Raw genomic sequence first — 22,943 nt, 5'->3', positions numbered from 1 at the left:
GTGAGCGCGACATTTGCACTGTAAAAGCCGCATCGCGCGGCCGTACCGAGGGCAATCCCTGGGCGGCTGTCGCAGGGGCATCAAGCCAGTTGGGGTGCCCAGTCTGGGCTCCCCGCAGGCCACAATGGGGCACAGGCGCTGCCGAGCCGGGCGGCCATCGTACAAGGAGCGACATGCAAGAACCCTCGATTTTGCTGCTGCCGGGCCGTGGCAATGCCAACCCGGCGCATTGGCTGTCCCACTGGGAAGCGGATGACCCACAGATGCAGCGGGTGTGGCAGCGGGAATGGCAGACCCCCCAGTGCGCCGACTGGGTGCACACCCTGGTGGCGGTGCTGGCGCAGCGGCAGACGCCGGCCGTGCTGGTGGCGCATTCGGTGGCCGTGGCCCTGGTGAATCACCTGGTGGCCGCCTGGCCGCGGTACCACCCGGACCGACCCCTGCCCGTGCGCGGGGCCTTACTGGTGGCCCCCAGCGATGTGGAGTCACCCACCTGGCCGCCGGGCCCCCTGGGTTTTGCCCCCATGCCGATGCAGCGCTTGCCGTTTCCAACCCTGGTGGTCGCCAGCACGAACGACCCCCGGGTCACGCTGGAGCGGGCCCAGGTGTTTGCCTCCGCCTGGGGCGCCCGTCTGGAAGTGGCGGGTGCCTTGGGCCATCTGAATGCCGACAGCGGTCTGGGCCCTTGGCCCCAGGGTCGTCAGTGGCTGGAGGCATTGCTGGCGGCAGAGGGGGCCGGCGATTGAGACCGTGCCAGCCGGCGCGCACACGGCGCGACCTGGGGCCGCACCGCATACCGCTCCACGCGGTGTGTCCTGTGGCCATGGGGCCAGGGCCTTTAGCGTGGGGGCTGGGGCTCCCAATCGGTATCGCAGCCGATGCCGGCCGCAATCCAGCGCCGCGCCAGCCGGGCCACCAGGCGCACGGCCCAGGGGCGGCGCCAGCCCAGCACGGCCCCGGGATCGCTGACCATGCCGCAGCGGTAGTGCTGCGCGCTGGCGTCCCACTGCAGCGCCTTGCAGGCGCCTGTGCGCCGGCGCGACACCCAGATGCCCAGCGGGCACGGCTCGGCCAGACAGCACAGGCCGCAGCCATTGCAGGGCGTGCCCATGGCGGGTTTGGCTGGTGCCGCCGGCTGCAGGTAGATGACGCGTTCAGGCACGCGGCACCCCCGGTGCCCCTGGTGCCCGTGGACCGGGGCGGCGCGCCGTGGCGGCGACGGTTGGCTGGAGGACTGCGTGGAAGACCATGGCGCGATCTTAGGCCCGCCAGGCGGCGGGCAGTTGTTCGGCATGCGCCAGGTCGACGTGGGCTTGCAAAAAGTCCAGCACCGCCCGCGTGCGCGGTGGCAGGCGGTCGGGCTTGCCCGGGTAGACGGCATGGATGGGCTCCAGGTCGCCGGTGTTGAAGTCTTCCAGCACCACCTCCAGCCGGCCGGCTTGCAGGTCCTCCCAGGCGTGGAACAGCGACAGCCGCGCCAACCCGGCGCCGCCCAAAGCCAGGCCGCGCAGCACATCGCCGTCGTTGACGCGCAGCGCCTGGCCGATCTCCACCGCCATGCGTTCGCCCTGGACCAGAAACGGCCAGTGCGGGATCGCACGCGGATAGGTCCAGCCCATGCGCTGGTGGTCCGCCAGATCCTTCGGGTGCTGTGGCACGCCATGGCGGGCCAGGTAGTCCGGGGCGGCAACGATGACCTGGCGCGTGCAGCCCAGGCGCCGCGCCACCATGTCCGAGGAGGGCAACTGTCCCCAGCGGATGGCGATGTCGATGCTGTCCTCCACCAGGTCCACGATCTGGTCGGTGAAGAACAGCTCCAGCCGGAGACCCGGGTGCGCCGCCATCAGTGGGGCCACCAGCGGCACCAGCAGGCGCTGGCCGGTGGAGGTGCTGGCGCTGATGCGCACCACGCCCTTGGGGGCGCTGCGGGCGGCCACGGTGGCCTCCAGCTCGTCCAGGTCGGCCAGCAGGCGCTTGCCGCGCTCCACCAGCTGCGCCCCTTCGGCCGTCAGCTGCATGCGACGCGTGCTGCGCTGCAGCAACTGCACCCCCAGGCGGGCCTCCAGCCGCGACATGGTCTTGCTGATGGCCGAGGGCGACACGCCCAGCTGCCGCGCGGCGGCCGACAGGCTGCCCTGTTCGGCCACCAGCACCAGCACCTCCAGTTCGCCGGAGCGGTTGACCTCGCTGCCCTGGGCAGCCAGGGGCGACAGGCGGGGGGTGTCGGGCATGGAGACTCCGGAGTTGCAGGGCGGCAAGCAGGGGGTAATTTGTTCCGGCTGGGAACAAATGCATTGCCATTATTCCATCTACACAAAGATCCAGGCCGGGGGCACAGTCACCCCCTCGGATTTTTCTGGATACCCCAAGGACCTTTCCCATGCCGCTCTCTCTTCTGGCCCTGGCGGCCGGTGCCTTTGGCATCGGCACCACGGAATTCATCATCATGGGCTTGCTCACCCAGGTCGGCAGCGACCTGGGGATCAGCATTCCCACGGCCGGCACCCTGATCTCGGGCTACGCCATCGGCGTGGCCGTGGGCGCGCCCGTACTGACCCTGCTGACGCGCCACTGGCCGCGCAAGCGCCTGCTGCTGGCACTGATGCTGATCTTCATCGCCGGCAACCTGGCGGCGGTGTTTGCGCCGAACTACACCGCGCTGATGGCGGCGCGGGTGCTGACCTCGCTGACCCACGGCACCTTCTTCGGCGTGGGGGCTGTTGTGGCCACCAGCCTGGTGCCGCTGGAGAAAAAGGCCTCGGCGATCGCGCTGATGTTCTCGGGCCTGACCCTGGCCACCTTGCTGGGCGTGCCCGCTGGGGCCTGGATCGGTCAGCACTTCGGCTGGCGCATGGCCTTCGCTGCCGTGGCGGGCGTGGGCGTGGTGGCCTTCGCCATCCTGGTGGCCTTTGTGCCGCGCGACCTGGGCCGTCCGGCCGTTCCCCCGCTGCAGCAGGAACTGGCCGCGCTGCGCCATCCCCAGGTCTGGCTGGGCCTGGGCATCACCGTGTTCGGGTTTGCCGGCGTGTTCGCGCTCTACACCTACATCGAGCCCTTGCTGACCCAGGTGACCCGAATGGCGGGCAGCCTGGTGGCCCTGACCTTGCTGCTGTTCGGCGCCGGCCTGGCCGTGGGCAACCTGCTGGGCGGCAAGCTGGCCGACCGCGGCGTGCTGCGGGCCCTGACCTGGAGCCTCGTGGCCCTGCTGGTGGTGCTGGCGCTGGGCCGCTGGGCCTTTGGGCACCCGGGCGTGGCCATGGCCTATGTGGTCGTGCTCGGTGTCATGGCGTTTGCCACCGTGGCCCCGATGCAGATGCGTGTGCTGGACCAGGCTGGCCCCCACGGCGCCAACCTGGTGTCCAGCCTGAACATCGCGGCCTTCAACCTGGGCAATGCACTGGGGGCCTGGGCCGGTGGCCTGGCCCTGGCCGGGGGGCTCGGCCTGGTGCACCTGGGCTGGGTCGCCGCCGCGCTGACGGCCGTGGGCCTGCTGCTGACGGTCTGGAGCCGTTACCTGCCGGTACGCCACCCTGTGCCCCAGACCTGCGATTTGGCGCGGGCCTGAGGCGGGCCTGGGGTCGGCGTGGCCGCTAGGCGGTACGCGCCAGCACCGGCGCAATCGCCTGGCCTGTGTGCGTGCCCAGGGCCACCACCTCTTCGGGGGTGCCCGCAGCCACAATGCGGCCACCGCCGCTGCCGCCTTCGGGGCCCAGGTCGATGATCCAGTCGGCCTCGGCAATCACGTCCAGGTCGTGCTCGATGACGATCACGCTGTGGCCGCCGTCCACCAGGCGGTGCAGCACGCGGATCAGCTTGTCCACGTCGGCCATGTGCAGGCCCACGGTGGGCTCATCCAGTACGTACAGGGTGTGGGGTGCCTTGTTGCCGCGCTTGGTGATGTCGTCGCGCACCTTGGTCAGCTCGGTCACCAGCTTGATGCGCTGGGCCTCGCCGCCGCTCAGCGTGGGCGAGGGCTGGCCCAGCGTCAGATAGCCCAAGCCCACGTCCTTGAGCAGCTGCAGCGGGTGGGCGATGCTGGGCATGGAGGCAAAGAACTCCACGGCCTCGTCCACCTCCATCTGCAGCACGTCGCCAATGCTCTTGCCGCGCCAGGTGACGGCCAGCGTCTCGGGGTTGAAGCGCGCGCCCTGGCAGGTTTCGCACGGCACCTTCACATCGGGCAGGAAGCTCATCTCGATGGTGCGCATGCCCTGGCCTTCGCAGGCCGGGCAGCGGCCTTCGCCGGTATTGAAACTGAAGCGCCCCGCGCCGTAACCACGGGCCTTGGCCTCCAAAGTGTCGGCAAACAGCTTGCGGATGGTGTCCCAGAAACCGATGTAGGTGGCGGGGCAGCTGCGCGGGGTCTTGCCGATCGGCGTCTGGTCCACCTCCAGCACGCGGTCGATGGCTTCCGTGCCCCAGACGGCTTCGCAGCCGACCAGCGCTGGCGTCTGGCCCGCTTGCGCCGCTTCGCGGCCCGCCTTGGTGGCGCGCTGGCTGACGAGGTTGGCCACATTGCTCAGCAGCACATCGCGCGCCAGCGTGGATTTGCCGGAGCCGGACACGCCGGTGATGGCCACCAGACGCTGGAGGGGCACGCTGGCTTCGATGTCCTGCAGGTTGTGCAGGTTCGCGCCGTTCACCACCAGCCAGTGCAGCGGGCCGGTGGCTTGGCTGGGGTTGGCCAGCTCGGCATTCAGGGCGGCGCTGTCGGCGGCCAAGGCGGCGGCCGCATCGGCCGCGATCTGTTTTTTGGTGCGTTTTTTGGGTTTTGCGCTGACTGCATCTGCGCTGGCAGCTTCTGTTTGGGTAGCGGCTGCATCCGCCACGCCATGCACCGCACGGCGCGCCTGGTAGGGGTGGCGCATGGCGTGCAGCAGGTAGCGGCCGGTTTGCGAATCGGCGGCGGCCATGATGTCGGCCGGCGTGCCCTGGGCCACCAGCTGGCCACCACGCTTGCCGGCGCTGGGGCCGATGTCGATCACATGGTCGGCCCGGCGGATGGTGTCTTCATCGTGCTCCACCACCACCAGGGTGTTGCCCTTGTCGCCCAGCTTGTGCAGGGCGTTGAGCAGGATGTGGTTGTCGCGCGCATGCAGGCCAATCGTGGGTTCGTCCAGCACATAGCACACGCCCTGCAGGTTGCTGCCCAGCTGCGCCGCCAGGCGGATGCGCTGCGCCTCGCCGCCGGACAGCGTGGGCGCGCCCCGGTCCAGGGTCAGGTAGTTCAGCCCGACTTCTTCCAGAAATTCCAGGCGGCCCAGGATTTCCGGCAGCAGGTCGCGCGCGATGTCGGTTTCGCGGCCGGTCGTCGTCAGTTGCTGGAACCACTGGCGCAGCGCGCTGACCGACAGGTGGGCCAGCTCGGTGATGGTCTTGCCGTGGAAGCGCACCGCGCGGGCGCGGGCGTTCAGGCGTGTGCCCTCGCAGGTCGGGCAGGTGCATTCCTCCAGGTCTTCGACCTCGTTGGCGGTCAGCGTCAGCTCGCGGCCGCGGTTGTCTTCGGCCAGCGTGCTGTCGTCGTAGACCTTGCGCTGCTCCTTGGTCAGCTTGACGCCCGTGCCCACGCAGTCGGGGCACCAGCCGTGCTTGCTGTTGTAGCTGAACAGGCTGGGCTCCAGCTCCGCATAGCTGGTGGCGCAGACCGGGCAGGCACGCTGGGTGGAGAACACCTGCAGCGTGCCCACGCCCAGGCCTTGGCCGGGGGCGGCGATGGCGGCCTCCAGGGTGTCGATGCCGGACAACACATGGACCACGCCCTTGCCGACCTCCAGCGTCTTGGCCAGCTGGGCGCGCAGCTCTTTTTCGTTGGCCGCCGTGACCTTGACGCTGGCCACGGGCAGCTCGATGGTGTGTTCCTTGAAGCGGTCCAGGCGCGGGAAACCCGTGGTCGGCAGAAAGGCGCCGTCCACACGCAGGTGCGTGTAGCCCTTGGGGCGGGCCCAGTCGGCCAGCTCGGTGTACACGCCCTTGCGGTGCACCACCAGCGGGGCCAGCAGGCCGATGTGCTGGCCCTTGAACTGGGTCAGCAACTGGGCGGCAATGCGCTCGGGCGTTTGCGGCTCCACGGCCGCGCCGTCGTGCACGCAGTGCTGGGTGCCCAGCTTCACGTACAGCAGGCGCAGGAAATGCCAGACCTCGGTGGTCGTGCCCACGGTGGACTTGCGCCCGCCGCGCGACAGGCGCTGCTCAATCGCCACGGTGGGCGGAATGCCCCAGACGGCATCCACCTCGGGGCGGCCCGCAGGCTGCACGATGGAGCGCGCATAGGCGTTCAGCGATTCGAGGTAACGGCGCTGGCCTTCGTTGAACAGGATGTCAAACGCCAGCGTGGACTTGCCCGAGCCGGACACGCCGGTCACCACATTGAACTTGCCGCGCGGAATGTCCACGCTCAGGCCCTTGAGGTTGTGCTCGCGGGCGTTGACGATTTCAATGGCATTTTTGCCTGCTGGCGCTTTGTGGGCGGGTGCTGACGGCTCTTTTTTATAGAGCATGGGTGCCACTTCTTCCACCAGCTGGCCGCCCACGCCCATGGCCAGGTCATACTCGCGCAGCGCCTGTGCGGTGTGTGATCCGGGTACGTGGCGCACGTCCTCGGGCGTGCCCTGGGCCACGATCTGGCCGCCGCCGTCGCCCCCCTCGGGGCCCAGGTCGATCAGCCAGTCGCTGGCGCGGATCACGTCCAGGTTGTGCTCGATGACGATCAGGCTGTGGCCCGCCTCCAGCAGCTTGCGCAGCGCGCGCATCAGCTTGGCGATGTCTTCAAAGTGCAGGCCGGTGGTCGGCTCGTCGAACAGGAACAGCGTGCCCTTGCGCGCAATCTTTTGCTTGGATTTGGAGGCGGTCTTGGCCGCCTCGGCCAGAAAGCCCGCCAGCTTCAGCCGCTGGGCTTCGCCGCCCGACAGCGTGGGCACGGGCTGGCCCAGCTTCACGTACTCCAGCCCCACATCGACGATGGGCTGCAGGGCGCGCAGGACCTCGGCATCCTGGCGGAACAGCTGGGCGGCCTCGGCCACCGTCAGCTCCAGCACATCGGCCACGTTCAGGGCACGGCCATCGCGCTCCAGGGTGATTTCCAGAATCTCAGCGCGGTAGCGGCTGCCGTTGCAGTCCGGGCAGCGTAGGTAGACGTCGGACAGGAACTGCATCTCCACATGCTCAAAACCCGAGCCGCCGCAGGTGGGGCAGCGGCCATCGCCGCTGTTGAAGCTGAACTTGCTGGCCGTGTAGCCGCGCTGGGCCGACAGCGGTGCGAGCGCAAACAGTTCGCGCAGGCTGTCCCACGCGCCCACGTACGAGACGGGGTTGGAGCGTGCGGTCTTGCCGATCGGCGACTGGTCGACAAACACCACGTCGGCCAGGTGGTCGGCGCCCAGCAGGCGGTCGTGCGCGCCGGGGCTGTCGGTGGGCTTGCCAAAGTGGCGCAGCAGGGCCGGGGCCAGGATGTCCTGAATCAGCGAGGATTTGCCAGAGCCCGATACGCCGGTGATGGTGACCAGGCGTTGCAGCGGGAAGTCCACGTTCAGGTTTTGCAGGTTGTGCTGGCGCGCGCCTTCCAGGATGAGGCGCGGGGTGGATTCGGTCACCATGCGCTTGACGCCAAAGCCCACCTGCTTGCGCCCGCCCAGGTAGGCGCCGGTCAGGGTGTCGGCGCGCTTGAGTTCCTCGGGCGTGCCGTCAAACACGATCTGCCCGCCGCGCGCACCGGGGCCCGGGCCCATGTCGATCATGCGGTCGGCGGCAAACATCACGGCCGGGTCGTGTTCCACCACCACCAGGGTGTTGCCGGCATCGCGCAGGCGGTGCATGGCCTGGGTGATGCGCTCCATGTCGCGCGGGTGCAGGCCGATGCTGGGCTCGTCCAGCACAAACAGGGTGTTGACCAGGCTGGTGCCCAGCGCGGTGGTCAGGTTGATGCGCTGCACCTCGCCGCCACTCAAGGTGCGACTTTGCCGGTCGAGCGTCAGGTAGCCAATGCCCACGTCCACCAGGTACTTCAGGCGCGTGCCGATTTCTTCGTTCAGCAGCTTCAGCGCCTGCAGCTCGCCCTCGGCCAGCCCGGTCTGGTTGCCCAGGTGCAGGCTGTCGAAGAAGCTGCGCAGCCGCGTGATGGGCAGGCGCATCAGGTCGTGCAGGCACAGGCCGGGCAGGGCTTCCAGTTGTGCACGGCTCCAGGCCACACCGGTGGGCAGGAAGCGTTGTGCAGGGGGCAGCACCGCATCGGCCTGTGGCTTGCTGCCAATGCGCCACAGCAGGCTTTCGGTCTTCAGGCGTGCGCCGGCGCAGGTGGGGCATTCCGTGTAGCTGCGGTACTTGGACAGCAGCACGCGGATGTGCATCTTGTAGGTCTTGGTTTCCAGGTACTCGAAGAAGCGGCGGATGCCGTACCACTGCTTGTTCCACTGGCCCTTCCACAGCGGCGAGCCTTCGATCACCCAGTGCTTCTGTTCCGGGGTCAGCTTGCTCCAGGCGATGTCGCGCGGGATGCCTTCGGCCTCGGCATGGCGCAGCAGGTCGTCCTGGATCTCCTTCCAGCCCGGTGTCTGGATGGGCTTGATGGCCCCGGTGCGCAGCGTGAGCTTGTCGTTGGGGATCACCAGGCCCCAGTCCACGCCAATCACGCGGCCAAAACCCCGGCAGGCATCGCAGGCGCCCACGGCGGAGTTGAAGGAGAACAGCGACGGCATGGGTGCGGTGTAGCTGAGGTTGCTCTCGGGGCAGTGCAGGCCCTGCGAGAACTTCCACGTCTCAGCCTCGCCCGCTTCGGGCATGACGTACACGGTCAGGTGGCCGTTGCCGCGCTTGAGGGCGACCTCGATGGCCTCCATGGCCCGGGCGCGCTCCACGCGGCTGAAGCGAAAGCGGTCGGCCACCACGTCCAGCACCTTGATGCTTTCGGGGGGCGCGGCCTTGGCCTTCTTGCCCTTGGCGGGTGCTTCCACGGGGGCCGCACGTTCGACGTCGCGTTCGGCCTGCACCTTGGTGAAGCCGCTGGCCGACAGCCATTGCTCCACTTCTTCCTGGGAGGTGTTGGCGGGCAACTCGACCGGGAAGGTCAGTGCAATGCGCGGGTCACCGGCCTGCTCGCAGCGCTGCTGCAGGGCGGCGAAGATGGTCTCGGCCGTGTCGTGCTGCACGGGCAGGGTGGTCTGGCAGTCGAACAGGTGGGCGGCGCGCGCGAACAGCAGCTTGAGGTGGTCGTTCAGCTCCGTCATCGTGCCCACGGTGGAGCGGGAGTTGCGCACCGGGTTGGTCTGGTCGATGGCAATCGCCGGCGGCACGCCTTCGACGCGGTCCACGGCCGGCTTGTCCATGCGGTCCAGGAACTGGCGCGCGTAGGCACTGAAGGTTTCCACGTAGCGGCGCTGACCTTCGGCAAACAGGGTGTCGAACACCAGGCTGGACTTGCCCGAGCCGCTGGGGCCGGTGACGACGGTCAATTCGCCCGTGCGGATGTCCACATCCACGTTCTGCAGGTTGTGTTGGCGTGCGCCACGGATGCGGATCTGGCCTTGGGTCATGGTGTGCTGCGCGAAGAAGAAGCGTCAAAAACAAAGCGGCCGACCATTCTAGGCAGGCTACCGCCGTGGATCGGTCGGTCTGGTCAAAGCGCATGCGGTCCGTGCTGGTAAACGGGCAGCAAAAAGGCCTGCTGGTGACAGCAGGCCTGGGGTGGTGCGGCTTGGAGGCCTTATTTGCGCGAGGTTTCCAGCGCCCGGTTGATGCCCAGCGCGGCCAGGGTACAGACGGCCCCCGACAGCAGGTAGCCACCGACCGCCACCGGACCGAAGTGCGAGGACAGGTACAGGGCCACCAGGGGCGCCAGGGCCGCGCCCAGCAGCCAGGCAAGGTCGGCCGAGTAGGCCGCCCCCACAAAGCGGAACTTGCGCGAGAAGTTGGCTGTGACCGTGCCCGAGGATTGGCCGTATGACAGGCCCAGCAGCGCAAAGCCAATCAGGATGAACAGGTTCTGGCCAGCGGTGCCACCATTGAGCAGCATCGGGGTGGCAAAGCTGAACAGGCCAATCAGCACCGCCATGGCGCCCAGGGTGTTGCGGCGACCAAAGCGGTCCGCCATCCAGCCCGACAGCACGATGGCCGCGCAGGCCAGCAGCGCGCCCGCCACCTGGGTCCACAGGATCTGCGGGGGCGAGGCTTCGCCGTACAAGGTCATCCAGGAGAGCGGGAACACGGTGACCAGGTGGAACAGCGCAAAGCTGGCCAGCGCGGCCAGCGCGCCCAGGAACACGTTGCGTCCCTCACCGCTGCGCGCCAGCTCCAGCGTGGGCGTGGGCTTGAGCTCCAGGGTCTGGAACATGGTGGTGTAGCTCTCGTCAGCGACCAGACGCAGGCGGGCAAACAGGGCCACCACGTTGATGGCAAAGGCCACGCAGAAGGGATAGCGCCAGCCCCAGGCCAGAAGCTCCTCGTGCGAGAGCTGGCCGTAGATGTAGGCGAACACCGAGGCGGCCGCCACGAAACCGATCGGCGCCCCGAGTTGCCCGATCATGGCGTACCAGCCCCGCTTGGCCTTGGGCGCATTCATCGCCAGCAAGGACGGCAGCCCTTCCCAGGAGCCACCCACGGCCAGGCCCTGTGCCACGCGCAGGCCCACCAGCCACCAGATGGCCGCCACGCCGATGCTTTCATAGCCGGGCAGCAGGGCGATGCCCACGGTGGCGCTGCCCAGCAGGAACAGGGCGATCGTCAGCTTGACGGCCATGCCCCAGCGGCGCTGCACGGCCATGCCCACGGCCGTACCGACCGGGCGGGCGAAGAAGGCCAGCGCGAACACGGCAAAGGCCGCCAGCATGCCGTTGAGCGTGGTCAGGAAGGGGAAGTACACATAGGGGAACACTAGCACGCAGGCGATGCCGAACACGAAGAAGTCAAAGTATTCGGAGGCCCGGCCGATGATGACGCCGGCGGCAATCTCGCCGGGGGTCACGTCTTGATGGCTATGGGCATGGGCCAGGCCGGGATCGACGGGTGCTGTTCCAGAAGGGGAGCCAGGATGTGCAAAGCTGGTCATAGGTGCAACTCCTCGAGACGATGCACCTCTTGTACGCCGCTTGATGTGCGTCAACAAGCGAGATTTGCCTGCCCACCGTGTAGGAGAAGGGTTTGTCGGGAGGCTGAAGCGACATGCAAGTGGCAAAAACCATGGTGCCAAAGTGGGTGTGCCCTGTGGCTAGCTTGCCCCAATGTGGGGATGCCCTTGACATTTATCAATGGGTTTTATTTATTTCAGGATTTCCTGAAAAAACAAAGATTTAGAGACGCTTTGATGGAAATCAATTGACACGGGCTGGTGTCAAGTTCCTACATAAAGACAACACACGGCACTGCGTTGAGCACCAAGGGGGCGCAGGAAGATGGGCAGGCGGAGTAAATTCGGCAGGTTTTGTTATCCGCGTTTACACCTAACAACGCGCGTTTTTTCGCGTTCACAGCATGCCTACATCCACGGAAAACCGCGGGCCAGCCTGGCTCGCTGCCGCGGCTCTGCTAGCGACCCTCACGGGCTGCAGCAAGGCCGTAGTGCTCAATCCCGCAGGGGACATTGCTGCTCAGCAAGGCGACTTGGTGGTGACTGCCACCTTGTTGATGCTGATCATCATCGTTCCCGTGATCCTGCTGACCCTGTTGTTTGCCTGGAAGTACCGCCAGTCGAACACCGAGGCAGAGTACGACCCGGAATGGCACCACTCGACCGCTCTGGAGCTGGTCATCTGGAGTGTTCCATTAATCATCATTATTGCTTTGGGCGCTTTGACCTGGATCAGCACCCACAAGCTGGACCCCTACCGTCCCCTGGACCGCATCTCGGAAACCAAGCCCCTGGACCCCAACGTCCAGCCGCTGGAAGTGCAGGTGGTGTCCATGGACTGGAAGTGGCTGTTCCTGTACCCCGAGCAAGGCATTGCCACGGTGAACGAATTTGCCGCGCCGGTGGACCGTCCCATCCGCTTCAAGCTGACCGCCACCTCGACCATGGCCGCGTTCTACGTGCCTGATCTGGCCGGCATGATCTATGCCATGCCTGGCATGGAGACCCAGCTGAACGCCGTGATCAACAAGGAAGGTACCTACAAGGGCCTGAACTCGCACTACAGCGGTGCGGGCTTCTCGGGCATGACCTTCAAGTTCCACGGCCTGAGCAACGAAGGCTTCGACGCCTGGGTGCTGCAGGCCAAGACCGAAGGCAAGGTGCTCGATCGTGCCTCCTACCTGGATCTGGTCAAGCCCAGCGAGCGTCACCCTGTGACCCGCTTTTCGTCCGTGCAGGACGGGCTCTACAACCGCGTGCTGAACATGTGCGTGGAAGAGGGAAAGATGTGCATGCACCACATGATGGCTATCGACGCTGCTGGCGGCGCGGCCTACATGAAGAAGGTGGGCCTGAACCTGCCTGACGATGTGTGCTCGGTGGAGAACGCAGACCGCGTGGTGGCCCTCCTGGACCAGCGCGATTCCCAGGGTGCTGTGGCACAGCAATAAGCAAGGACGGCGGCCTTGATGCGCTCTGGCGCGTCAGGCAGCCACTGAAAGAGACACAACTATGTCTGGACAAACAACGCTGCCCCACGATCCGCTGATTGGGCGGATCAGCTGGGACTCCATACCGATGGCGCATGAGCCCATCGTGCTGTGGACCTTTATTGCCGTGGTGCTCGGCGGCCTCGTGATGATGGCCGCACTGACCAAGTTCAAGCTGTGGGGTCCCCTGTGGCGCGACTGGGTTTGCTCGATCGACCACAAGAAGATCGGCATCATGTACATCATCCTGGGTATCGTCATGCTGCTGCGCGGTTTTGCCGACGCGGTGATGATGCGTATCCAGCAGGCCATGGCCTTTGGTGACAACCTGGGCTACCTGCCTCCGCACCACTACGACCAGATCTTCACCGCGCACGGCGTGATCATGATCTTCTTCGTGGCCATGCCCTTGGTCACGGGTTTCATGAACTACCTGATCCCGCTGCAGATCGGTGCGCGCGACGTGTCGTTCCCCTTCCTGAACAACTTCTCGTTCTGGATGACCACCACCGGCGCCGTGCTGGTGATGGTGTCGCTGTTCCTGGGTGAGTTCTCGACCTCCGGCTGGCTGGCCCTGTCCAATCTGGGCAACCAGAACCCGGGTGTGGGTCTGGACTACTACATCTGGGCGCTGCAGCTGTCGGGTGTCGGCACCACGCTGTCGGGTATCAACCTGATCGTGACCATCATCAAGATGCGTGCCCCCGGCATGAACCTGATGAAGATGCCCGTGTTCGTGTGGACCTCGCTGTGCACCAACGCGCTGATCGTTGCCTCGTTCCCGATCCTGACCGCAGCCCTGGTGCTGATGTCCATGGACCGCTACTTCGGCACCAACTTCTTCACGAACGAGCTGGGCGGCAACCCCATGCTGTACGTGAACCTGATCTGGATCTGGGGCCACCCTGAGGTCTACATCCTGGTGCTGCCCGTCTTCGGCATCTTCTCCGAAATCGTTGCGACCTACTCCAAGAAGCGCCTGTTCGGCTACACCTCCATGGTGTATGCGACCGTGTGTATCACCGTGCTGTCCTGGCTGGTGTGGCTGCACCACTTCTTCACCATGGGGTCCGGAGCAGCGGTGAATACCTTCTTCGGTATCACCACGATGATCATCTCGATCCCCACGGGCGCGAAGATCTTCAACTGGCTGTTCACCATGTACAAGGGCCGCATTGCCTTCAAGCCGCCCATGATGTGGACGGTGGGCTTCATGTGCACCTTCGCCATCGGCGGTATGACCGGCGTGCTGCTGGCTGTGCCTCCTGCCGACTTCGTGCTGCACAACTCGCTGTTCCTGATCGCCCACTTCCACAACGTGATCATCGGCGGCGTGGTGTTCGGTCTGCTGGCCGGTATCAACTACTGGTTCCCCAAGGCCTTCGGCTACCGCCTCAACGAGTTCTGGGGCAAGGTGTCCTTCTGGTGCTGGCTGGTTGGCTTCTGGGTCGCCTTCACACCGCTGTACATCCTGGGCCTGATGGGCGTGACCCGCCGCGTGAGCCATTTCGACGACCAATCGCTGCAGATCTGGTTCGTGATCGCTGCCGTCGGCGTGGCCATCATCGCCTGCGGTATCGGTGCCTTCCTGCTGCAACTGGTGGTGTCCTACTTCCAGCGCGACAAGCTGCGTGACGTGACGGGCGACCCCTGGGGCGGCCGTACCCTGGAGTGGGCGACTTCCTCGCCACCTCCCGCGTACAACTTCGCCAAGACCCCCGTGGTGTACGACATCGACGCCTGGTGGGACATGAAGAAGCACGGCTACCAGCGTCCGCTGAACGGCTTCGAAGACCTGCACATGCCCAAGAACACGGGCGCCGGCTTCGTGATCTCCATGATTGCCATGGTGCTGGGCTTTGCGCTGATCTGGCACATCTGGTGGCTGGCCGTGGTGTCCTTCGCCGGCATGATCCTGGCTTCGATCATCCACACCTTCAACTACAACCGCGACTACTACATCCCTGCAGCTGAAGTGCAGGCGACGGAAGACGCACGTACTGAACAGCTCGCACGCCATGTCTAATATTTCCATCCAAGCGGGTCAGCGCGAGTACCACCCCGCGCACGAGCCCCATCCCGAGAACGGCACTTCGCTGGGCTTCTGGCTGTACCTGATGAGCGACTGTCTCATCTTCGCAGCCCTGTTCGCCACCTTCGGCGTGCTGGGTCGCAGCTACGCCGGCGGCCCCACGGGCGCCGAGCTGTTCGACCTGAAGCTGGTGGCCCTGAACACGGCCTTCCTGCTGATCTCGTCGATCACTTTCGGCTTTGCGCTGATCCAGAAGCAAAAGGGCAACCTGAAGGGCACCCTGACCTGGCTGGCCATCACCGGCCTGTTCGGTCTGGCCTTCCTGGCGGTCGAGCTGTATGAGTTCGCGCACCTGATGCACGAAGGCCTGACACCCCAGTCCAGCGCCTTCGGCTCGGCCTTCTTCACCCTGGTGGGCACCCACGGTCTGCACGTGACCTTCGGTCTGATCTGGCTGATCGTGCTGATGATCCAGCTGGGCAAGCATGGCCTGACCCGTGAAAACAACCGCCGCCTGATGTGCCTGTCGATGTTCTGGCACTTCTTGGACGTGGTCTGGATCGGTGTGTTCACCTTTGTGTATTTGATGGGGGTGCTGTAAATGAGCGCGCATGATCTGCATGCTGGTCACGACGACCACCACGGTGAGGAAGAGATTCACGTCACCACCGGCGGCTACGTCACCGGCTTTATCCTGGCGGTCATCCTGACCGTGATCCCCTTCTGGCTGGTCATGGCCAAGGTGATCGACAACCGTGCCACCGCCGCAATGGTGCTGGGCCTGTTTGCCGCCGTGCAGGTGGTGGTCCACATGTACTTCTTCCTGCACATGAACGGCAAGATCCAGGGCGGCTGGACCATGCTGTCCACCATCTTCTCGGTGGTCTTCGTGGCCATCACCCTGGCGGGTACCTTGTGGGTCATGTTCCACATGAACACCAACATGATGCCCAGCCACACCGACCTGCCTCCGGTGGACCAGCCTGCGGTCGCGGCGCCGGCCCCTGCGGCCGTGCAACCCGCGGCAGAACCTGCCGCCGCACACAGTGGCCACAGCAGCAACTGAACATGACGGTTGACACCACGAGGGCGCCCCGGCGCTCTCGCTCCACCTTCGTGAAGGCGGTGCTCGCGCTAGCGGGCATCGCCCTTTTTATTTCCTTCCTCAGCCTGGGCACCTGGCAGGTGCAGCGCCGCGCCTGGAAGCTGGACCTGATCGAGCGGGTCAACACCCGCGTGCACAGCGCGCCCGTGCCGGTGCCGGCCGCGGCGGCCTGGCCGCAGGTGCAGCCGCCCACGCACGAATACCTGCCCGTGCAGGCCCAGGGCCAGTGGATGGAAGGGCGCAGCGTGCTGACCCAGGCTGTGACCGAGCTGGGCGCCGGCTTCTGGCTGCTGACGCCGCTGCAGCAGGCCGATGGCAGCCAGCTGCTGGTGAACCGCGGCTTTGTGCCTGCGGAGCAGCGCAAGGACTTCGCTGACCGGATGGCCGCCGCACCGAAGGAGGCTGCGGGCGCGACCGTGACGGTGGAAGGCCTGCTGCGCTTTTCCGAGCCCAAGGGCGGCTTCATGCGGGACAACGTGCCTGCGGAAGACCGCTGGCATTCGCGCGATGTGCAGGCGATCGCCCAGGCCAAGGGCCTGCAGCAGGTGGCGCCGTTCTTTGTCGACCAGGGCCTGCCTGGCGCCGCCGTGGCGGCCACCTGGCCACGGCCGGGGCTGACGGTGATCCAGTTCACCAACACCCATGCGGTCTATGCCCTGACCTGGTACGGCCTGGCCCTGATGGTGGTCGGCGCGGCCTGGCTGGTGGTGCGCCACGAGCGGCGCAAGCGGTCGTCCTGAGCGGGACGGTCGGCACCGACCCGGATCCTTACTACGGGAGCCCGGCTCCCTGTCTCCTCCAAGGCCGCGTATGCGGTCTTTGTTTTTTGCATAGCAGCCTGCGCAGGCTGGACGGGCGCTGCAGGCCTTTTTGGCTGAAATGTGGGCGGTGTGACGCTATCGATGGAGTGCCTAGTGTGGAAATAAGCCGCGGCGCGGGTGCCAGGCCGCTGCCTCCATCACAAGGCCGCGATGGCGGCCTTGGGAGATCTGGGCGGGTGGTGTGCTGCGAGCAGCGCAGACGGCCGTCCTGAGCGGGGCGGTCTGCACCGACCCGGATCCTTCCGTCGGGAGTCCGGTTTCCACGCGCTCCCAGGCCGCGCATGCGGCCCTTGTTTTGCATAGCAACCTACGCAGGTTGGGTGCGCGTTGCAGGCCTTTTGGTTCGAAATCTAGGCGGCCTTGCTCGGTCGAGCGAGCGCCTCGTCTGGAGGTGTGCGTGACGCGGGAGAGAGGCTGGCGCCCCAGAAAAACAAGGCCGCGATGGCGGCCTTGGGGGATGCGGGGGGTGAACGCAGCCCGCGTGGAGGCTGGACAGGCGCTGGAGCGTCGTTGACGGGGCGCTCAGGTCACCAGGTAGTGGTCGATCAGCAGGGCGGCAAACACGCCGCTCAGGTGGATCAGCGAGAAGCGGAAGGTCTTGCGCGCCAGGGCGTCCGAATAGTGCATCCACAGGCGCAGTGCATACCAGCTGAAGCCCAGGCACAGCGCCGAGGCCACGGTGAAGTACAGCCAGCCGCTCATGCCGAAGATCACCGGCAGCAGGCAGCCGGCAAACAGCACCAGGGTGTACAGCAGGATCTGCAGCTGTGTGTACTTGGCGCCGTGCGTCACGGGCAGCATGGGCAGGCCGGACTTGCGGTAGTCGTCCACGCGGTACAGGGCCAGGGCCCAGAAGTGCGGGGGCGTCCACAGGAAGATGATGAGGAACAGGATCAGCGCCTCGGGGCTGACCTGGCCGGTCATGGCCGCCCAGCCCAGCACGGGGGGCATGGCGCCCGAGGCGCCGCCGATGACGATGTTCTGCGGCGTGGCGGGCTTGAGCACCACGGTGTAGATCACGGCATAGCCGATGAAGGTGGCCAGGGTCAGCCACATGGTCAGGGTGTTGGTGAAGGCCAGCAGGATGGCCGCACCGGCCGTGCACAGGATGGCCGAGAAGGCCAGGGCCTGCTGGGGTGTCAGCTCGCCCTTGGCTGTGGGGCGCCAGCTGGTGCGTTTCATGCGCGCATCGATGTGGCGCTCGACCAGGCAGTTGAAGGCCGCTGCCGCCGCCGACACCAGCCAGATGCCCAGGCAGGCCACGGCCATGTCGCCCAGCTGCTGGAAGGTCGGCACGCCGGGGATGGCCAGGACCATGCCGATCAGGGCGCAGAACACGATCAGCTGCACCACGCGGGGCTTGGTCAGCGCGTAAAACTGGCTCCAGCGCGAGCCTTGGGTGTCACTCAAAGTCTGTGCAGTCATGCCACAACTCTCCGTGCGCCGTGGGGCGCCTGTGTATCGTCTTGCAGCGCGGGTGCGCTGTGGGTGCGGGTGGCGGCCAGGGCCCAGGTCATCACCGTGACCAGGGCGGCCGCGCCGCCGGTGTGCAGCACGGCGGCCACCAGGGGCCAGTCCAGCACCACGTTGGACAGGCCCGTCAGAAATTGCAGGCCGATCAGGCCCAGCAGCCAGCGGCCCTGGCCGGCCAGGGCCGGCTGCCTGCGCATCGCCAGGCCCACGGCGACCACGGCCGCGATCACCCCATAGGCTGCCAGACGGTGGACGTAGTGGATGGCGGTCAGCGCCGCGAAACTGATGTGGCTGCCGTCGGACAGCAGGCCCAGCGGGCGCCAGATCTCGAACGCCTGGGCAAAGTCCATCGCCGGCCACCATTGGCCGTTGCAGTCCGGGAAGGTGGAGCAGGCCAGCACGGCGTAGTTGGTGCTGACCCAGCCGCCCAGGGCCACCTGGGCGAACAGCAGCGCCAGACAGGCCCACAGCGCCGCGCGCAGCGTGCCGGGAATGGGGGCGGGGGGCTGGCGCAGCACGGCCTGCTGGTGGCCCACGGCCTGCACGCACAGCAGCACCAGCAGCAGCAGGCCGCCCAGCAGGTGCAGGGTGACGATGGCCGGGAACAGCTTCATGGTCACCGTCAGCGCACCGAAGGCGCCCTGGATCAGCACCCAGACCAGCGTGGCCGTGGCCCACCAGGGGTGGCGCGGGCCGTGCAGCGGGGTCTTGCGGTGCTCGCGCCAGGCCAGCAGCACCAGGGCGATGATGAGCACGCCCACGGTGGTGGCCAGGTAGCGGTGGATCATCTCGATCCAGGCCTTGCTGAAGGTCACCGGCCCGGTGGGCATGGCGGCCTGGGCGGCGGTGATCTCGGCGTGTGCGCCCAGGGGGCTGGTGTTGCCGTAGCAGCCCGGCCAGTCGGGACAGCCCAGGCCGGAATCGGTCAGCCGCGTGAAGGCGCCGAACAACACCAGATCAAAAGTGAGAAACAGGGTCAGCAGGCCCAGGGCCTGCAGGCGGCGGGCAGGGCCGGCGCCGCGGTTGCGGTGCCAGACCCACAGCAGCGGGGCCAGGGCGATGACGGCACCCAGGGCCATCAGTTCAAGCAGCGGCGCTAAATCGTAAAGAGGCTGTTCGCCCATCAGCACTCCTCAACAAGCATTGGCTGAAACATGTCCGACGAAGATTTGGCACAGACCCGCATCCACAGGGCGGGCAGACGGCGCATTGCCGTGGGGCCAGGGGCCCAGGCCGTGTCGCCAGGGCGGGGCCGGGGGCGATCGGTCTGCCAGCATGGGGCACAGATTTGCATGCCCCCCGGGGGTACGCCAATCCGGCAAAACCTTGATCTGGCGCAGATTCTATATTTCAGCCCTGTGCTCTGCAGGGCAAACCCGCAAAGCCGCCCCTGTGGCATGAGGGCATAGCACGGAAAGGTGAGCGCATAGCGCTGGCTGTATCGGCGTTTCGATGGTCAATGACTGCGAAATGCCGATTCAGCGTGCGCAGCCTGCTCCTGTTATTGCGGTGCCTGTGCGGCCGCCAGCGTCTGGGCCAGCAAGGCGGGCAGGTCGGCCATGTGGTCGAACACTCGCACGGCACCGGCGGCCCGCAACGCCTCGGGCGTGGTGTGGGCGTTTACCCGGGGGCAGTAGCCCCAGACCGTGGCGCCGGCGCGCACGCCCGCCGTCAGGCCGGGTACGGAATCCTCGATCACCAGGCAGCGCTCGGGGGGCACGCCCACGGCGGCGGCGGCGGCCAGGTAGACATCGGGCCAGGGCTTGGTGCGCGGCAGGTCGTGGCCGCTGAAGACGTGGCCGCCGAAGTAGGGCAGCAGGCCCACCTTGTCGAGTTGCATCAGCACCTTGGGCTTGTCCGCGCCGCTGGCCACGGCGATGCGGCCCTGCAGCTGGGTGTGCACGCCGCGCACGGCGTCCACGGCGCCGTCGATGGCCACCAGTTCGGCGCGCAGGCGCTGGTTGCGGCGTTCATAGAACGCGGCCATCCAGGCGTCGGTCAGGGGGTTGCCGGTTTCGGCCTCGATGCGGGCGGTCTCGCTGCGCACCGTCTTGCCGATGAAGATGCGCATGCAGTCGTCCTCGGACAGCGTCCAGCCCGATTCGTTGAGCATGGCGTGCAGCACGCGGTTGGTGATGAGTTCGCTGTCGACCAGGACGCCGTCGCAGTCGAACAAGATGGCTTCAAAAGACATAGCAGTCAGCGCAGGCAGCACCTGCGTGCAAAGGGTAAAAGGCTGGAATCTGCATCAGAACTGGTCGCCGTCCACATAGAACCAGCGGCCGTCTTCGCAGACGAAGCGGCTGCGTTCGTGCAGCCGCACGGCCCGCCCGCCGACGCGAAAGCGCGCGACAAACTCGACCTCGGCCGTGGCCGCACCGGTGGCTTGGAAGGCCTTGACCTGCAGGCCCAGCCATTTGGCGCCAGCCTCGAAGTCCAGCGTCGCCGGGCGCTGGCTGGGGTGCCAGGTGGCCAGCAGGTAGGGCGCGTTTTCGGTCACGAAGGCGCTGTAGCGCGAACGCATCAGGTGCTCGGCATCGGGGGCTGGGGCCGTGTCGAAATGCTCCACAAAGCGGGCGCAGCAATCGACATAGGCCACGGGCAGGCCTTGGGCGGTGGTGCGTCCGCAGGGGCACGCGGCGTGGGGCGACAGGGGCATGGGCAACGGCGAGGGTTCGGGCAGGTGCCGCACGGGCGGCAAGGCCGTGATTTTCGGCCAAAAACCCCGCGTGCGCAGGACATGGTTTGTCTGACGTTGACGTGCACGTCAATAATGCAGGCCATGAGCAAGACCACCCAGGCCCCTGTGGCCTATTCCATCAGCGATCTGGCGCAGGAGTTCGACCTGACCACCCGCGCCATCCGCTTCTACGAAGACATGGGGCTGTTGCAGCCCACGCGCCAGGGTTCGGGCGGGCGCACCCGCGTCTACAGCCCACGCGACCGCACGCGCCTGCGCCTGATCCTGCGCGGCAAGCGCCTGGGGCTGTCGCTGGTGGAGGCCAAGGAAATCATCGATCTGTATGACAGTCCGCGCGACACCCATGTGCAACTGGAGCGCTTTCTGGAGGTGTTGGGCAACCACCGCCGCCAGCTGGAGGCGCGCATGGAAGACCTGCAGGCCACGCTGGACGAGGTTTGCGCACAGGAAAAAGAGGCCAAGTCGCTGTTGCGCAAGCTGCCCAAGGCAAAGGCGTCATAATTGACGTTAACGTAAAAGGAATGGAAAATTCCGCACAGCCAAGGAGACAACATGGCCCAGACCGACAGCCTGCAGCGTGTGCGGGACAGCTTTGCACTGCAGGGCGCTATGAGCACGCTGGGAGCGCAACTCACCCACCTGGCGCCGGGCGCGGTGCACATCAGCTTTGACTGGGCCCCGGGCCTGACGCAGCAGCACGGCTTCATCCACGCCGGCATGCTGTCGGCGGCGCTGGATTCCGCCTGCGGCTATGCCGGCTTCAGCCTGATGCCGGAAGACGCCGGGGTGCTGACCATCGAATTCAAGATCAACCTGCTGGCCCCCGCCAAGGGGCAGCGCTTTCGCTGCGAAGGCCGGGTGCTCAAGCCCGGGCGCACCATCGTCCTGGCCGAAGGACGGGCCTTCGCGATCGACGGCGGTCAGGAAAAACTCTGCGCCACCATGCACTGCACGCTGATGGCGGTGCAGGGGCGCCAAGGGATTGCGGGCAAATAGGCGGCGCCGATCGCCAGACCCGGCACAGACACCGATACACACAAGGAGACACCACCATGAGCCAACTGCCAGGACTGAACTTCCAGCTGGGTGAAGACATTGATGCGCTGCGCGACGCGGTGCGCGAGTTCGCGCAGACCGAGATCGCCCCGCGCGCCGCCGAGATCGACCGCAGCGACCAGTTCCCCATGGACCTGTGGCGCAAGTTTGGCGAGCTGGGCGTGCTGGGCATCACCGTGCCCGAGCAGTACGGCGGTGCCGACATGGGCTATCTGGCGCACATGGTGGCCATGGAGGAAATCTCGCGCGCCAGCGCCTCGGTGGGCCTGTCGTATGGCGCGCACAGCAACCTGTGCGTGAACCAGATCAACCGCAACGGCAACCCCGCGCAAAAGGCCAAGTACCTGCCCAAGCTGATCAGCGGCGAGCACGTGGGCGCGCTGGCCATGAGCGAGCCCGGTGCTGGCTCCGACGTGATCAGCATGAAGCTCAAGGCCGAGGACAAGGGCGGCTACTACCTGCTCAACGGCAACAAGATGTGGATCACCAACGGCCCCGACGCCGACACCCTGGTGGTCTATGCCAAGAGCGAACCCGAGCTGGGCGCGCGCGGCGTGACGGCGTTCTTGATCGAGAAGGGCATGCCCGGCTTCTCCATCGCACAGAAGCTGGACAAGCTGGGCATGCGCGGCAGCCACACCGGCGAGCTGGTGTTCCAGAACGTGGAAGTGCCCGCCGAGAACGTGTTGGGCCAGGTCAATGGCGGTGCCAAGGTGCTGATGAGCGGCCTGGACTACGAGCGCGCCGTGCTGACCGGTGGCCCGCTGGGCATCATGCAGAGCGTGATGGACAACGTCGTGCCCTACATCCACGACCGCAAACAGTTCGGCCAGAGCATTGGCGAGTTCCAGCTCATCCAGGGCAAGGTGGCCGACATGTACACCGTGCTGCAGGCTGGCCGCTCCTTCGCCTACACCGTGGCCAAGAACCTGGACATGCTGGGCACCGACCACGTGCGCCAGGTGCGCAAGGACTGCGCCAGCGTGATCCTGTGGTGCGCTGAGAAGGCCACCTGGATGGCCGGCGAAGGCGTGCAAATCTATGGTGGCAATGGGTATATCAACGAGTACCCGCTGGGCCGTCTGTGGCGGGATGCGAAACTCTACGAAATTGGCGCCGGCACCAGCGAAATCCGCCGCATGCTGATCGGCCGCGAACTGTTCGCGGAGACCTGCTGACGGAACGGATGGCGCGCCTGCGCATGTTTCACGC

General features: G+C 66.4%; 18 protein-coding genes. 10 read left to right on the top strand and 8 right to left on the bottom strand.

Annotated elements, in window-relative coordinates:
* Positions 1 to 173: 173 nt before the first annotated feature.
* A complete protein-coding gene (locus FYM52_RS11800) occupies positions 174 to 746 on the top strand; it encodes an alpha/beta hydrolase (protein ID WP_154164237.1) in 573 nt (190 codons plus the stop codon).
* A 92-nt stretch (positions 747 to 838) separates the two neighbouring features.
* On the opposite strand, the gene FYM52_RS11795 is transcribed toward FYM52_RS11800, so the two are convergent.
* Entirely contained in the window at positions 839 to 1,162 is a 324-nt protein-coding gene (locus FYM52_RS11795) for a hypothetical protein (RefSeq protein ID WP_162524709.1), read from the bottom strand.
* 97 nt (positions 1,163 to 1,259) lie between these two features.
* Positions 1,260 to 2,231, bottom strand: a complete 972-nt coding sequence (locus tag FYM52_RS11790; protein ID WP_154164236.1) for a LysR family transcriptional regulator — start codon at positions 2,229 to 2,231, stop codon at positions 1,260 to 1,262.
* A 149-nt stretch (positions 2,232 to 2,380) separates the two neighbouring features.
* Between FYM52_RS11790 and FYM52_RS11785 the strand changes: the two genes are divergently transcribed.
* Positions 2,381 to 3,565 (top strand): MFS transporter, encoded by a 1,185-nt coding sequence (locus tag FYM52_RS11785; protein ID WP_154164235.1) that lies wholly within the window; start codon positions 2,381 to 2,383, stop codon positions 3,563 to 3,565.
* 25 nt (positions 3,566 to 3,590) lie between these two features.
* Here the strand turns inward: FYM52_RS11785 and uvrA are convergent, their stop codons facing one another.
* Both uvrA and FYM52_RS11775 read right to left on the bottom strand, forming a co-directional pair.
* Positions 3,591 to 9,524 carry an excinuclease ABC subunit UvrA gene (uvrA, locus tag FYM52_RS11780; protein ID WP_154164234.1) on the bottom strand — a complete coding sequence of 1,978 codons (5,934 nt, stop codon included), beginning with the start codon at positions 9,522 to 9,524 and terminating at the stop codon, positions 3,591 to 3,593.
* A 170-nt stretch (positions 9,525 to 9,694) separates the two neighbouring features.
* Entirely contained in the window at positions 9,695 to 11,035 is a 1,341-nt protein-coding gene (locus FYM52_RS11775) for an MFS transporter (protein WP_154164233.1), read from the bottom strand.
* A gap of 422 nt (positions 11,036 to 11,457) precedes the next feature.
* Here FYM52_RS11775 and cyoA point away from each other — a divergent pair, with 422 nt between their 5' ends.
* The 5 genes from cyoA to FYM52_RS11750 all read left to right on the top strand — a co-directional run bounded on the left by cyoA (position 11,458) and on the right by FYM52_RS11750 (position 16,420).
* On the top strand, positions 11,458 to 12,504 hold the full coding sequence (gene cyoA, locus FYM52_RS11770) for a ubiquinol oxidase subunit II (protein WP_154164232.1): 1,047 nt from the start codon (positions 11,458 to 11,460) through the stop codon (positions 12,502 to 12,504).
* A 127-nt stretch (positions 12,505 to 12,631) separates the two neighbouring features.
* The gene (cyoB, locus tag FYM52_RS11765) at positions 12,632 to 14,569 is read left to right on the top strand and encodes a cytochrome o ubiquinol oxidase subunit I (protein WP_238826193.1); all 1,938 of its coding nucleotides are present in this window, start codon (positions 12,632 to 12,634) and stop codon (positions 14,567 to 14,569) included.
* Positions 14,562 to 15,176, top strand: coding sequence for a cytochrome o ubiquinol oxidase subunit III (gene cyoC, locus FYM52_RS11760; protein ID WP_042414457.1), 615 nt, complete (start codon positions 14,562 to 14,564; stop codon positions 15,174 to 15,176). Before cyoB ends, cyoC begins: the two co-directional genes overlap by 8 nt.
* Complete coding sequence (gene cyoD, locus FYM52_RS11755) at positions 15,177 to 15,641, top strand: cytochrome o ubiquinol oxidase subunit IV (RefSeq protein ID WP_042414455.1); 465 nt, start codon at positions 15,177 to 15,179, stop codon at positions 15,639 to 15,641.
* A gap of 2 nt (positions 15,642 to 15,643) precedes the next feature.
* Positions 15,644 to 16,420, top strand: a complete 777-nt coding sequence (locus tag FYM52_RS11750; protein ID WP_154164230.1) for an SURF1 family protein — start codon at positions 15,644 to 15,646, stop codon at positions 16,418 to 16,420.
* Between the two features lie 603 nt (positions 16,421 to 17,023).
* Here FYM52_RS11750 and cyoE read toward each other — a convergent pair.
* The 4 genes from cyoE to FYM52_RS11730 form a co-directional block, all read right to left on the bottom strand.
* On the bottom strand, positions 17,024 to 17,926 hold the full coding sequence (cyoE, locus tag FYM52_RS11745) for a heme o synthase (RefSeq protein WP_154164229.1): 903 nt from the start codon (positions 17,924 to 17,926) through the stop codon (positions 17,024 to 17,026).
* Positions 17,923 to 19,098 (bottom strand): heme A synthase, encoded by a 1,176-nt coding sequence (locus tag FYM52_RS11740; RefSeq protein WP_154164228.1) that lies wholly within the window; start codon positions 19,096 to 19,098, stop codon positions 17,923 to 17,925. The genes cyoE and FYM52_RS11740 overlap by 4 nt, the downstream gene beginning before the upstream one ends.
* Before the next feature lie 377 nt (positions 19,099 to 19,475).
* Positions 19,476 to 20,168: an HAD family phosphatase gene (locus FYM52_RS11735; protein WP_154164227.1), complete on the bottom strand. Its 693-nt coding sequence runs from the start codon at positions 20,166 to 20,168 to the stop codon at positions 19,476 to 19,478.
* Positions 20,169 to 20,222: 54 nt separating this feature from the next.
* A complete protein-coding gene (locus FYM52_RS11730) occupies positions 20,223 to 20,633 on the bottom strand; it encodes a YchJ family protein (RefSeq protein ID WP_154164226.1) in 411 nt (136 codons plus the stop codon).
* A 123-nt stretch (positions 20,634 to 20,756) separates the two neighbouring features.
* Between FYM52_RS11730 and FYM52_RS11725 the strand changes: the two genes are divergently transcribed.
* Genes FYM52_RS11725 through FYM52_RS11715 form a run of 3 tightly spaced genes read left to right on the top strand, consistent with a single transcriptional unit; the run spans position 20,757 to position 22,909 of the window.
* Positions 20,757 to 21,176 (top strand): MerR family DNA-binding transcriptional regulator, encoded by a 420-nt coding sequence (locus FYM52_RS11725; protein WP_154164225.1) that lies wholly within the window; start codon positions 20,757 to 20,759, stop codon positions 21,174 to 21,176.
* Positions 21,177 to 21,227: 51 nt separating this feature from the next.
* Complete coding sequence (locus tag FYM52_RS11720) at positions 21,228 to 21,671, top strand: PaaI family thioesterase (RefSeq protein ID WP_154164224.1); 444 nt, start codon at positions 21,228 to 21,230, stop codon at positions 21,669 to 21,671.
* Positions 21,672 to 21,727: 56 nt separating this feature from the next.
* Complete coding sequence (locus FYM52_RS11715) at positions 21,728 to 22,909, top strand: isovaleryl-CoA dehydrogenase (protein WP_154164223.1); 1,182 nt, start codon at positions 21,728 to 21,730, stop codon at positions 22,907 to 22,909.
* Positions 22,910 to 22,943 lie beyond the last annotated feature (34 nt).

Source organism: Comamonas sp. CAH-2 (assembly GCF_009668305.1).
In the GTDB taxonomy this organism is placed as follows: domain Bacteria; phylum Pseudomonadota; class Gammaproteobacteria; order Burkholderiales; family Burkholderiaceae_C; genus Comamonas; species Comamonas aquatica.
This window is presented reverse-complemented; position numbering and strand designations above follow the sequence as displayed.

Coding starts and splice junctions, on each gene's coding strand:
- FYM52_RS11800 (WP_154164237.1), top strand. CDS start 174: ATGCAAGAACCCTCGATTTTGCTGCTGCCGGGCCGTGGCAATGCCAAC.
- FYM52_RS11790 (WP_154164236.1), bottom strand. CDS start 2,231: ATGCCCGACACCCCCCGCCTGTCGCCCCTGGCTGCCCAGGGCAGCGAG.
- FYM52_RS11785 (WP_154164235.1), top strand. CDS start 2,381: ATGCCGCTCTCTCTTCTGGCCCTGGCGGCCGGTGCCTTTGGCATCGGC.
- uvrA (WP_154164234.1), bottom strand. CDS start 9,524: ATGACCCAAGGCCAGATCCGCATCCGTGGCGCACGCCAACACAACCTG.
- FYM52_RS11775 (WP_154164233.1), bottom strand. CDS start 11,035: ATGACCAGCTTTGCACATCCTGGCTCCCCTTCTGGAACAGCACCCGTC.
- cyoA (WP_154164232.1), top strand. CDS start 11,458: ATGCCTACATCCACGGAAAACCGCGGGCCAGCCTGGCTCGCTGCCGCG.
- cyoB (WP_238826193.1), top strand. CDS start 12,632: ATGGCGCATGAGCCCATCGTGCTGTGGACCTTTATTGCCGTGGTGCTC.
- cyoC (WP_042414457.1), top strand. CDS start 14,562: ATGTCTAATATTTCCATCCAAGCGGGTCAGCGCGAGTACCACCCCGCG.
- cyoD (WP_042414455.1), top strand. CDS start 15,177: ATGAGCGCGCATGATCTGCATGCTGGTCACGACGACCACCACGGTGAG.
- FYM52_RS11750 (WP_154164230.1), top strand. CDS start 15,644: ATGACGGTTGACACCACGAGGGCGCCCCGGCGCTCTCGCTCCACCTTC.
- cyoE (WP_154164229.1), bottom strand. CDS start 17,926: ATGACTGCACAGACTTTGAGTGACACCCAAGGCTCGCGCTGGAGCCAG.
- FYM52_RS11740 (WP_154164228.1), bottom strand. CDS start 19,098: ATGGGCGAACAGCCTCTTTACGATTTAGCGCCGCTGCTTGAACTGATG.
- FYM52_RS11735 (WP_154164227.1), bottom strand. CDS start 20,168: ATGTCTTTTGAAGCCATCTTGTTCGACTGCGACGGCGTCCTGGTCGAC.
- FYM52_RS11730 (WP_154164226.1), bottom strand. CDS start 20,633: ATGCCCCTGTCGCCCCACGCCGCGTGCCCCTGCGGACGCACCACCGCC.
- FYM52_RS11725 (WP_154164225.1), top strand. CDS start 20,757: ATGAGCAAGACCACCCAGGCCCCTGTGGCCTATTCCATCAGCGATCTG.
- FYM52_RS11720 (WP_154164224.1), top strand. CDS start 21,228: ATGGCCCAGACCGACAGCCTGCAGCGTGTGCGGGACAGCTTTGCACTG.
- FYM52_RS11715 (WP_154164223.1), top strand. CDS start 21,728: ATGAGCCAACTGCCAGGACTGAACTTCCAGCTGGGTGAAGACATTGAT.